This is a genomic window from Aliiglaciecola sp. NS0011-25 (genome assembly GCF_040370605.1).
In the GTDB taxonomy this organism is placed as follows: domain Bacteria; phylum Pseudomonadota; class Gammaproteobacteria; order Enterobacterales; family Alteromonadaceae; genus Aliiglaciecola; species Aliiglaciecola lipolytica_A.
This window is the reverse complement of sequence record NZ_BAABWR010000005.1, coordinates 217,572-229,819: the sequence shown is the minus strand read 5'-3', so window position 1 is coordinate 229,819 and position 12,248 is coordinate 217,572. Positions and strand designations below refer to the sequence as shown.

The window sequence follows — 12,248 nt, the reverse complement described above, 5'->3', positions numbered from 1 at the left end:
TTAATGGTTAGACGTTAACCTAAAGGGAGTTCAAGTTGGACAGGCACCTTTTAAGATAGTAGATGTTATGGCTTTAAATAATAGCTGGATGCTTTCAAAAAGGTTTTAGTATGCTCGTTATCCCGATAGAAAGATGAGGCAAGCTCATTTTTTGCCGAATGAGCGCTATTAAGGTGAATTTAGGATGACGTGAATAGTATTTCTTGCGCAATGAAACAATTGAAATGCAAAAGTTGATTAATGGTTAGACGTTAACCTAAAGAACTTTTTTGCCGACGCTTTCGTTTATAACATCGTAAAGTGTTTGTTTGTCCTGCAGTCACGCTAAAATTGGTTTCAAAGGACAAAAACATATCTTGCCAGGTGTGCTCATCCAATCCCAAGCGCTGCAATATGGGGGATTCATCCACATCAATGATACCTTTTTTGTTAGGAGCTATGCTGCGACCAGATAAATCGACCAACTTTAGATAATCTATCAAATCAAAGGCTAATCCGAACGGTTGTGGCTGTTTTGGGTTGCCGACAAAAGGCATTAACGTAGATGGCTGATACCCTTTTTTGAAATCGTAAATACGACGTTTAATACTGGTGTGATTAGATGCCTCTGGGGTTGTTACCATTTTTGCTCGTATCGGGTTTAAATCCACATACACCATACAAGCCGCTAAGGCATGTTCATCTAACAGTGCTTGTGATTTGAATCGCCCTTCCCAAAAGTGACCGGTACAATCGTCTTCCTGATTCGCTTGTCGAGCAATTGGCTCATTTAATTCTCGCATAAACCAGCTAATATCGGTCAACCGGTTACGATAAACGGACAAGGTTGATTGGAGTGTGATGAGTTCAGCGTCGGTGAGCACGCGGGCTGCTTTTGAGGTTAACCTTTGTGAGAGCAAGGTTCCTTTGTGAAGTTTATGCCAACGCTGAGCAATCTCTTTATCCGTCCAATGTTTAGCTTTGTCAGCATTCACATGTAACACCACATGGGTGTGATTGCTCATCACTGCATAGGCACAGACTTCGATGGCAAATACGGTTGTTAAAAACAACAACCTGTCTTCTACCCACTGACGACGATGCTCATAGCTTTTCCCTGTTAGTTTATCTTCGCCACACAAAAAAGCGCGCCGGACACAGCGAGATACACAATGATAATAAGGGGTATCGGAAAGATTGATTTGTCGCTTCCTTGCCAGTGGCATCACTCACTCCTTGAATTAAACATATTAAAGCATAGTTGATTCTATATTCTTAAGAGTCTAGTTCTAGTCTAGTTTGTGGCTGTCCATGTTGAACGATTGAAAATAAACGATTTAAAAATATATGATTGACAAAATGTATCAGAATGAAGATTTTTGTTTATGGTTTATTTTTTTGAGAAATTCTAAATATCGGGCTATTGCAGAAAGTATGAGGCCTGCAAGGTTTTTTTGTGTTTCCCATATCACATACAGCTAAAAAGTAGAAAAAAAATCGTAACGAAATTCAACTATTTTAAATTTGAGGCGACCGCATGCTCTCTGGAGTATAAAAAACAACCAAAACTGACGCTATTGGATATATGACTACTTAAACAGTGCTCTAACTAAAGATGTGGCTATAGGGATAGAAGAACAAAACAAGTGCAGCAAGAGGTTACATGTTAAATGACCAATTACGTAAAATGGGAGTGTATTTATTAGTTCCTATAGGTGGGGCAACAAGTCTGGCAAACAATCTTTGTGGCGACGTTGAATGCGTGTGATATCTTTAACGATCACTTCATTTCCAGTCAATATTGCAGCCATCATGGCAGTCATGGTCAATAAGCCATTGGATGATTTAATAATTTGTTCAACAAGTTGAATTGGATAGCCACTTCCATGGCGTTGGAGCGCATGAATACCACCATGAACATATGAGTTTAAGCCTTTCCACTGCACATCTCTGAATTTACTAAACATAGCCACAGCTTGCGCTGGTGCTTTGCCTTCTAGCGCTTTAATCATTTCTGCGTTATTTGGTTTTTGGTCAGCATTTTGTGATAGCTCACTTAGGGTAGAAAAAGTATTTTCGACCTTCTGGTCACTCGCGGCATAAAATAACCAAGCTGCTCGCGTAAGTGCTTCAAACTGAGAACGAATAATACATATTGCTGAAGTATAGTTTCCGCACATAGTCAGTTGGCGCAAGTTGCTGGAGTGTTCCAGTGCGACCAAGCACATTATCCAACTTGCGCTAATACGCTTGCTATCGTCAAAAGGTCCGTATTCAAAAATACGGCTAAATTCGCTGTTCAGTGATTCTGAATTTTCTAATAAATTGTCCAAGATCTCTATGACTTCATGTTAAAAATTAAGGCTTTTGGTTATGGTGAACTATGACGATGGCGCAACTTCAACGCTTTGAGTTGCATCCTTTCGCCCAATAGTTCCTCGGTGTTTATGGGGCTCGATATGTCTAAGCCAATATACATTTGCAGTACTAAACTGATTTAAGTCGGTGGCCTCAGTATCGATTTGTAAAAAGTCATTTGCAATTAGAAAAGACAACGCGGGTTTAATATCATTTCGTTGTACAGCAGCATATTGGGTGATTTTTTCATACCCTAGCTTGGTATACCCTATCTGACTATCTCTAAATGCAACAACGACTAAATATATCTTGAGAGCGTTTAATTCTACTTTGCTTCTCAATTTGAATGACTCAAAAGCTTTGACCTTTGAAAGCTTTTTATCGTAAAGCCCTTTAGCTGGCAACTTACCCCATCGTGCTCCATCGGCAAGACCTATTATTGTGAAGATATTAGGCCTCTTATTAGTACTCACCTTTATGAGTGAAAGGCTCTCAAGAACTCTAATTCCATTAGAGACCTTCGTTCTACTTATGCCCAACAATTCTGTAAGTTTATCATAAGACATCTGGGTATCACCCAACCGCCCATTCGCTAAACTGTCTTTGTCGCTAGCATGGTGAGACAAAACTATAAGTAACATAAGAGCAGCAATGTAATCAGATTTCGCTTCTCCACTCCATTTCATTTCACGTAGCGGTGAATTATCGGCATCTAAAAACCTAACACTGGGTATTTTTGTCCATTCAAGCATTACTTACTCTCCTTAGCTTTGGCTGGTTCCAATACTTTTACCACTATTTGCAATGCACAAAACACTACTACCAGCGACAAACCGACTATTAATAGCGCAAGATGTTCCGTCGGTAGACTTAATATTGATTTGAATAAACTTGTTAACTCACTCATCTGATGTTCCTAATACTATTGATTAGGCTCTTTTTTAACGAAGTTTACAGACTACATCTAGAAACAGTATGTTACCATTATGTCAAAGTTTTAAACTTAATTCTTATTTTTCAATATCTTGGGTCTGAAAGTAGAGTCCATATAATAACCCATTAGAGTCCATAGATAGGTGGGTTTTATATGATTATGCCCTCACCCCTCTTGCTTTCTATTCTTCTTAAAATTCTCAGCCTGCATAAATATCTCTTGGTACACTTCGTCTCGGCTTACTGGTGGATACTTAAACTTGGCCAGTAGCATGATGAGGTCAACTTTAAGCTCAGCTTTGATGTCGTCTCGCTGGCTCCAGTCGGTATACTTAGCTTTGTCATCGACTACGGCTTTAACTGCTCTGGCGAGTTCGAGTAATTGCTCTTCTGGATAGGAGAAGTCATACTTTTTTGCAAGTGATTTGAGAATGTCGTAAAAGGCTTTTTCTTCGAAATTGATGCCTAAGTCGTCGTGTGCGCCCATCTCTGCTTTTAAGTCACCAAACATATTGATGATTTCATCTGAAAAGTCTTCGAGTACTTCACTGACCAGCACGTCGTCTTCTTTGCGTTCGTTGTACTTTTCAACTAATGCCTTAAAGCGTTGGGTGAAATCTATGCCCTGTGCCAAATTAACCTTTTTCATTTCACCAATGGCTTTCGCGAGCATCTTTTGCAGCATCATGATTTTGGTGTTGGGCAGCTTAATTTTGCTGATTTTATTGAGGTAGTCATCATCAAAAATGTCTATCTCGCCCTGAGAGTCATCCATTTTGAGGATCTCTTCTACACCATCACTTTTGAGTGCCTCGGCTATCATCTCGTGCACTTTGGCGTTCATTTGCGCAGTATCGGGGGCTTCACCTTTCGTTAGCTTGTAAATGATGGAGCGCACGGCCATATAAAAATGGATCTTATCTCGCTCTAATTGACTGATCTTTTCACTGCCACAGCAGATGTCGTAAGCGGCTTTTAAACGTTTGACTAGTGCCATAAAGCGCTTTTCACGTTTGCCTAACTGCAAGATAAATTCAGAGGCTTGGTTAAAGCAATTAAGCTGTGCTAGTGGCTCACCAGTAAAGTAAGCCGTGGAATCAAAGGTATGAAACACATCACCTAGCAACGCTAGATGGTCTTTTACTGTTATCACAGATTGATTGATATCTTCAAAATTGGTTTCGTCGGTTTTGCTAAACTGAGCCAAGGCTTTGTTCATGGCTGATTTAATGCCGATGTAATCCACCACTAAACCTTTGTGCTTACCTGCAAACTTGCGATTTACCCTTGAAATAGTTTGAATAAGATTATGTTTTTGTAGCGGCTTATCAATATAGATGGTATCCAAAAACGGTACATCAAAACCTGTAAGCCACATATCCACCACTATGGCTATTTTAAAGTTGGAGTGCTCAATCTTAAATTGCCTATCTAACTCTTTACGATAATCTTTGCTGCCTAGCAGATTAAACATCTCTTCTGGATCGTCTTTGCCTCGGGTGATCACTAGCTTCACCTGTTCTATAGGCATGCCCAACTTACCTGCTTTTATGGCTAACTCTTTTTCATCATTGGTAAGCGTGGCAGCATGTTCCGATTCTTTTACTTCAAACCATTGTGGGCGTAAGGCTTTTATTTCTATATAGAGAGCATAGGCAATGTCACGGGAACTACATACAAACATAGCTTTACCACAAATGGTGGTGCCCTCTTCAATGCGGGTTTCATAATGCTTCACAAAATCTGCTGCCAATGCCCTTAAACGGTCTGGGTCTCCCAAAATTGAATTCATTTTGGTGGTGGCTTTTTTACTTTCTTCTATTTGGTGTTCGTTGCTGCCGTCCTGCTCGCACTTTTTGTAATAAGCCTCAATCTCTTCAAGCTTTTGATTATTTAGTACGATTTTGGCAGCACGGCCTTCATAAACAATACGTACTGTAATTTCGTCTTTTACCGATTCGGTCATGGTGTAGCTATCGACCACTTGGCCAAACACATCTAAGGTGGCGTCTATAGGAGTACCGGTAAAGCCCACATAAGTAGCGTTAGGTAATGAGTCATGTAAATACTTAGCAAAGCCGTAGGTGCGTTTAACGCCTTGCTCTGTGATACGTAGTTTTTGATCGAGGTTAATTTGGCTGCGATGGGCTTCGTCCGAAATACAAATTACATTGCTACGTTCGGTTAATAACTGGGTATCTTCGGTAAACTTATGAATAGTGGTTAAAAACACTCCGCCGCTGTTACGGCCTTTTAGTAACTGGCGCAGCTCAGTACGGCTTTCCACACTTACAATGTGATCATCACCAATATAACTTTTAGCATTGGCAAATTGATTAGCCAGTTGGTCGTCTAAGTCAGTACGGTCGGTCACCAACACTATTGTTGGGCTTTCAAACTCAACACTTTTCATCAACAAGCGCGATAAAAACTGCATGGTAAAACTTTTACCACAACCAGTAGCCCCAAAGTAAGTGCCACCTTTACCGTCTCGTTTTTCATCATCTGCACCAGCCACACCTGCTGGCAATTTGCGATGCAGCTTTATGTTTTCAAATAACTTTCTGGCCGCGTAATACTGCGGGTAGCGGCAAGTGATTTTTACCTCACCTTTGGTTTTATCGGGGAAGTAAATAAAGTTACGTAGCACATCACAAAGCCGTGACTTATCAAACAGCCCTTGCAACATAGTATGCAGCGAATTAATGCCTTCTTCGGCCATAGGTTCGTTGCCTGTTACTTTGCGCCACGCATAATAAAAATCGTAACCCGCAAACACAGTACCCATTTTATTATTAACGCCATCGCTGATCACGCAAAGGGCATTGAATACAAACAACTGGGGGATATCACGGCGGTAACGCGTGGTTAGCTGAACATAGGCATCATGAATGCTGGCTTGCTCTTCACGAATGGCGCTTTTAAATTCGAATACCACCAAGGGCAAACCATTAATATAAATAATGCCATCTGGAATACGCTTAGGGTTGTCTGCCGACAAACTATCAATTTCGAGTTGGTTTACAATCTTATAGATGTTGTTATCTATATAACCGGGGCTTACCTCTTGGACCTTGCCACCAACACCAATCTCAGCCGCTTGTAAAGCACTACGCACACCATCGTAATCAATCAGTTGGATATACAGGTCTTTCTTAGAAGGCTGACCAGCCACTGCTTCACGCTTTAATAAAAAGCCATCGCTTAGCCACTTACAAAAAGTTTTGTTGCTCTCGTATAAATCGCTAGCAGGAAGGGTTTCAAGCTGTTTAACAATGTTATCAATTTCGCCTGTAGTAATGTCGTCTTTTGCGTATTTGGTAGATAAGTACTGGCGAAGATCGGCTTTAATCAAAACCTCGTCACCACTACTGCGAATCAATTGTTCGCCTGTAACATGAGGATAACCCTGCTCAGTTAAGAGTTGGATGATAGCGAGTTCTAGCTTTTCTTCCGTGAATTTCACTAAGCCGCTACTCCTTGCTCTGCTGTTAAATCACTAGTATCTTCGATTCCCATCATCATGTTGTAATGCGAAATATGCTTTGAGTAATAAAAAACTTTTTTGAATACTTCTATGTACAATTCGATTGCATCATCCTGAGCTTGAATATAAAGATCATCTGGAAGGCAATGTGAACCGTCATTAATCCAATGAAGTAGAGATTGGCAAACTTGTTGCTCCTGTGGAGTTTCAAATTTTGATATTATATCTTCATCACTAAATTTACCCAAAATCTTAAAGTAATTTTCTAAAATACGGCGCATTGTATTCTGTATAGTAATACCTGAGCAATTCGTCCTATCCTTAAGCTCGCGCCATAAAAGTTCATATGATGACTCAATCGGATTTTTTTGCTCAAATGGGTGAACACTCGTTACATTATTTGCTTTACGTAAAATCCAAAAATGGGTTTTATTACATCCATTTGACCTACCATTTTGATAGGACGCCTCCTTATGAAAGTAAACATTATGTGTGAAAAGCAATATTTGTTTGATTGCAGCCCCATCCTTCACATCTCTAATAAGACCTTTAACAATCGCACTAACTATGTAGAGCACATTACTATCTAAACTAGAGATGGGATCATCAATAATCAGCACTCTACTTTCTGTCACTGCATCATGTGTCAGCGCCCCATTAGCTAACTGCACAAAATATAAAAATGTAATAAATGTAACTTCACCTTCACTCAAAGTATCTAAGGCAAGCTCACCATTTTGCCTTTGAATGACGTAATGGTTATCTAACTCTGGCGATGGAACAATTTCAAAATTTAAGAAGCCATAAGCTTTGAGCAATCTATTAATATCATCTACAGCAGGCTGAACACTTGTCATATTCCGACTTAAAGAAACCAATTCTACTTTAAGTGACTCTAGCTTATCTTTGCGCTTGATTATGTTGGCACTAAGACTAGAAATTGCCTTATCTAAGCCAATATTTTTCTTCATGAATGTTTTGTAATCAAGTTTGATTTTGTCAGCTAGAAATTGCCAAACTTGAGTAGTAAAAGTATTTGTAGCATTATCGAAATCGTTCGCTAATTGATTGTGAGTTTGGATTTCACTATTCGCAGTTGCAATAATTTGAATCAATGATTTGATAGATTCTGACGTTTGGATAACATCTATTGCAGAGCTAACTTTGTCTACTTTTCCTTTAAAATTAATTAAATTCGCGTTTATCTGACTTTCTAAGGCATTGAAGTGGGATTCAAATTCATCAATTTTAAGTTTGGTTTTAGGGTTCTGTCTTTCTTCTGTTAAGACTTTAAGAAGTCGACTAAGTAATTCATTGGTTAAACTTTCGTATTCAGCTCCGATTCTCTCAATGTGTAATACTTTTGCGTTAAACGAGTCATCAAAATAAGCCTCCAACTGTATTTTGAATGAACGATCAATCGTTGCTTTTTGACAGAAAGGGCAATGCTCATCTTCAATGTATTTACGCCCTTGATTAACCCAATCCTGAATACTCAGTTGATCGATTAACCCTGCTATATCAACATCTGCTTTGCCTACAACAATAGATTTCCAAGCTTCATCAGTTTCAATACGTATTAATTGGTCAGCATTAATTTCAGGTAATTTAGGGAATACGCTTGGTCTTGCACCCAATAAAGTATTCGCTTTGGCTATCAGCGCTTCATATGTTGGAATTTTGTCTTCCTGTTTAAGCTCCGCAGAATAAGTAATTATTTTATCTTTGAATAATTTTTTATTAAGTGCCCCGCGAAGCGCATCTTTAAAATCACCTCCAAATTCTTTGTATAATGACCAACACTTTTCAGTGAACTCTGAGGTTAACTCTACTTGCTCACTCTCTTTGGCTTTAAGTTGTTTTTCATGCTTTGTTAATTCAGTAATTTCATCGTTACGTTCTTTTGTTTTTGCGTTGATTTCAGATACTTGTTCGGAAGTCGCCTGACCCAAAGTAAACACCCCAGCGATGTCACTGCTGCCAAAGTTTTTATCACGAAACGCCTTGTTATACACCAAAGTTTGAAGTGGCTGGTTATCTTTCCAATTAACTGAACAAGATGTATAAAACTCTTTTGAAGTATCAGTTAAATAGTTCGAAGCTGTAGTTTTTCCACAGCCATTCGCCCCATAAAAAAAGTTAACCTCTTTTAGGTTGTTAACATTGATGCCAGCTTCGTCATAACTGGCTACATTGGCGAGCTGAAAAGATTCAATCATTTACCCCTCCTTGGTCATTCTAATTCGCTAATTGCAGTTCGCCTGATATGAGTTTCGGTAATAACCTGTCTCTAATTGAAACTAACTTTTCGTTTTGCTGTGCAGCAAGCAGAACCTTCGATAAATAATTTTCAGTAATTTGGCTGAAACTTCTTAGTGAATCATCGCATGGTTTCAAGATACTTAAATTTTCAAATGAAGATTTATTTAAAATGGGCATAGTTGAACCGCTACTTCCTAAATTAAACAACTCATCTCGTCTCAACCTAAGATTTACAAAAAGATAATTTCGGCAAAATTCACTTCCTACAACGATTGAATTTAGCTGCTGATTAGTGACTGAATGACTAGGCGCTATAACAGTTTTACCCATTTGGCTTCCAATACAAGTCACACATATAGAGCCAGCTTCAATCACATTGTTTTTCACAGCAAAAACACCATCATCAGTTAACTTTCGAGCTGTATTTAATGCGAAAACGTCCGTATCTACATCAGTAGGCGTTATAAAAGGCACCCCTATATTTGAATATGCATTATCGACCTTTTTCGGAGGGGTTTTCCCAGTTACAACCTTACCAAAACTTTTTAGACTCACTTTTTTCCAACCCTTAGGTATCCAGCCATAGGTGCCGAGGGTGTTGTCGCCGCAGTGTTCGAATTCGTTGGGAAATAGGCGTTGGGTGGCTTCGGGGAGTGGTTTGATCTTGGGGTTTTGTTTTTGTAGGGCTTGGGCTTTTTTGCGTATTTCGACACGGTGTTGTAGTTGGTCGGGGATGGCGGTACCTGCCGCAAGGGCGTTGTCGATAACCGGGTCAAAGTCCACAAACCAGCTTTTAAACAACGCCTGCGCCATTTGTTCGAGAGTTTGGTTGGTTTGGCGGTTAAGTGCAAGCTTGGAATCAAATGAATCAATATTACTGACAATCCAGTTTTGAGTGTTAATAGGAGGTAATTTTATAGGCAGTTTCATTTGCCCTGTGATACCTAAATACAGTCTTGTTGAGCCTCCCCCGGCCCATTGTTCAAATAAATTTTGGAATTCAATCGAATCAAAATAGTATTTTAAATATTTAGGGTTAATCTTACTCTTATTTAAAACACGGTAATAAGTAACTTGTGGAGTTAAAACTATATAGTCAGAATCTATTTCTCCAACAATTGCTGTTCTGCCAATTGTTGCTTTATGGGAAAGTAGAATGTCACCTTCTTTCGCAAATCCTTTTCTCAAAGTTTTAGATTGTTCTATTGATATGAATTTACAATTGTGAGTATCAACTCCACCATTTTTTAAATCCGATGCCATGACGAAAGGAATACCACTTTCAATAAAATCTGAGCTTTTGGGATGAATTCCACCATGGTTACCATCTAGTGGTTTTGCAAGAAACCCCTGTTCAACGCACTCTTCAACTGTATATATTGTACAATTACTTTCCAAAACCTAGCGCCTCCAAGTTCTGGCGAATGGCTTTATCCAATTCCCCACCTTCCGCCATTTGCTTGAACAAAGTTTGGCTTAGCTCTGCCATTTTGACTTCAAAAGGAATGCCATCATCTGCAATATCTGCTGCGCCAACATAACGCCCCGGCGTAAGCACATAATCATTTGCTTTAATGTCTTCGAGTGCGGCTGATTTACAGTAGCCCGCGATGTCTTCATAAGCGCCGTCTTTGTCTTCGCCTCTCCACGCATGGTATGTACGAGCGATATTTGCGATGTCTTCTGTCGTCAGTTCTTTGTTTACCCTGCTTATCATGCTGCCCATTTCACGGGCATCGATAAATAGCGTTTCACCTTGGCGGTTGCGTCTCTTGGCAAAGTCTTCGCTGGCATCTACGGCTTTTTTGTTTTTACTTATAAACCATAAACAAACGGGTATTTGGGTGGTGTAAAACAGTTGGCCGGGTAAGGCAATCATGCAGTCTACTAAGTCTTGCTCAATGATCTTTTTACGAATCTCACCTTCACCGCTGGTGTTAGAACTCATTGAGCCGTTGGCTAGTACAAAACCTGCTGTGCCGTTTTCGCTTAGTTTGCTGATCATGTGCATGATCCACGCATAGTTAGCGTTACCTGTTGGTGGCACGTTAAAGCCAGCCCAGCGAGGGTCGGCAACAAGTTCATTTTCACCTCGCCACTGCTTTTGATTAAATGGCGGGTTGGCCATAATAAAATCGGCTTTTAAATCGGGATGCTGATCTTTAAAAAAACTGTCGCCTGCCACTTCGCCCAAGTTAGCCGCTATTCCACGAACAGCTAAATTCATTTTGGCTAATTTGTAGGTAGTATTGGTGTACTCCTGCCCATAGATTGAGATATCTTTTTTATTACCCTTGTGGCTGTCGATAAATTTAAGCGACTGGACAAACATGCCGCCACTACCGCAGCATGGATCGTATATTTTGCCTTTGTATGGCTCAATCATTTCAGCTATTAAGGCAACAATGGATTTAGGCGTGTAGAACTCTCCTCCACCTTTGCCTTCACTGGCGGCAAATTTACCTAAAAAGTATTCATACACTCGGCCAACTAAGTCTTCCTCACTTTTTATGTCATCAGAGCTGCATTCGTTGGCACTGCTCTTGGAGGTATAAGTATCGATGTTATTAATAGTATCGATTAACGAACCAAGCTTACTTGGCACCAAACCTAAACGAGAAAAGTAGTTATCTGGCAATGCGCCTTTTAACGACGGGTTGTTCTTTTCGACAGTGTGCAGTGCAGAATCAATTTTGACTGCAATATCATCTTGCTTCATCTGTTGCTGGATATAAGACCAACGGGCTTGTTCAGGCAAAAAGAATACATTGTCTTTGGCATAAAACTCGATTTGCTCAACATAGTCACCCATGCCCTGATCAATCAAACTTTTACGCTGTGCTTCAAATTTGTCGCTGATGAATTTTAAGAAGATGAGACTGAGTACTACGTGTTTGTACTCTGAAGATTCGACACTGCCGCGAAGTTTGTTGGCGGTATCCCATAAATGTTGTTCGAAACTAGTAGTTGATGATGAATTCGTGTTTTTAGCCATTTACTTCCTTACCCCATGAGCAAATTAAGTTACTCAATTTCTTATTATTTTAACAAATAATCCTTTTACGCATTATTCCACTATTTTAGTGATTTGAGCAACCAAACCGACTAAAAGACAAAACCCGCAGAACTGCGGGTTAATGTTATTGGCTTAGTTTCAAACTTTAATGTCTAGTTTCATACTTTAATATCCAGTTTCAAACTTTAATATGCTCGGACAAAAGGGCCTCTC

General features: G+C 39.6%; 8 protein-coding genes. All 8 read right to left on the bottom strand.

The window, feature by feature from the left end:
• Nucleotides 1–251: 251 nt before the first annotated feature.
• Nucleotides 252–1,205 (bottom strand): transposase, encoded by a 954-nt coding sequence (locus tag ABWV72_RS06560; RefSeq protein WP_353369442.1) that lies wholly within the window; start codon nucleotides 1,203–1,205, stop codon nucleotides 252–254.
• 483 nt (nucleotides 1,206–1,688) lie between these two features.
• Nucleotides 1,689–2,312: a DUF6988 family protein gene (locus tag ABWV72_RS06555; RefSeq protein ID WP_353369440.1), complete on the bottom strand. Its 624-nt coding sequence runs from the start codon at nucleotides 2,310–2,312 to the stop codon at nucleotides 1,689–1,691.
• Between the two features lie 48 nt (nucleotides 2,313–2,360).
• Entirely contained in the window at nucleotides 2,361–3,089 is a 729-nt protein-coding gene (locus ABWV72_RS06550) for a hypothetical protein (protein WP_353369438.1), read from the bottom strand.
• The gene (locus tag ABWV72_RS06545) at nucleotides 3,089–3,244 is read right to left on the bottom strand and encodes a hypothetical protein (RefSeq protein WP_353369436.1); all 156 of its coding nucleotides are present in this window, start codon (nucleotides 3,242–3,244) and stop codon (nucleotides 3,089–3,091) included. Before ABWV72_RS06545 ends, ABWV72_RS06550 begins: the two co-directional genes overlap by 1 nt.
• A 192-nt stretch (nucleotides 3,245–3,436) precedes the next feature.
• A complete protein-coding gene (locus ABWV72_RS06540) occupies nucleotides 3,437–6,736 on the bottom strand; it encodes a type I restriction endonuclease subunit R (protein WP_353369434.1) in 3,300 nt (1,099 codons plus the stop codon).
• Nucleotides 6,736–8,976, bottom strand: coding sequence for an AAA family ATPase (locus ABWV72_RS06535; protein WP_353369432.1), 2,241 nt, complete (start codon nucleotides 8,974–8,976; stop codon nucleotides 6,736–6,738). The genes ABWV72_RS06540 and ABWV72_RS06535 overlap by 1 nt, the downstream gene beginning before the upstream one ends.
• Before the next feature lie 19 nt (nucleotides 8,977–8,995).
• The gene (locus ABWV72_RS06530) at nucleotides 8,996–10,417 is read right to left on the bottom strand and encodes a restriction endonuclease subunit S (RefSeq protein ID WP_353369430.1); all 1,422 of its coding nucleotides are present in this window, start codon (nucleotides 10,415–10,417) and stop codon (nucleotides 8,996–8,998) included.
• Nucleotides 10,407–12,014 (bottom strand): class I SAM-dependent DNA methyltransferase, encoded by a 1,608-nt coding sequence (locus ABWV72_RS06525; protein ID WP_353369428.1) that lies wholly within the window; start codon nucleotides 12,012–12,014, stop codon nucleotides 10,407–10,409. The genes ABWV72_RS06530 and ABWV72_RS06525 overlap by 11 nt, the downstream gene beginning before the upstream one ends.
• Nucleotides 12,015–12,248: the final 234 nt, after the last annotated feature.

Coding starts and splice junctions, on each gene's coding strand:
- ABWV72_RS06560 (WP_353369442.1), bottom strand. CDS start 1,205: ATGCCACTGGCAAGGAAGCGACAAATCAATCTTTCCGATACCCCTTAT.
- ABWV72_RS06550 (WP_353369438.1), bottom strand. CDS start 3,089: ATGCTTGAATGGACAAAAATACCCAGTGTTAGGTTTTTAGATGCCGAT.
- ABWV72_RS06545 (WP_353369436.1), bottom strand. CDS start 3,244: ATGAGTGAGTTAACAAGTTTATTCAAATCAATATTAAGTCTACCGACG.
- ABWV72_RS06535 (WP_353369432.1), bottom strand. CDS start 8,976: ATGATTGAATCTTTTCAGCTCGCCAATGTAGCCAGTTATGACGAAGCT.
- ABWV72_RS06525 (WP_353369428.1), bottom strand. CDS start 12,014: ATGGCTAAAAACACGAATTCATCATCAACTACTAGTTTCGAACAACAT.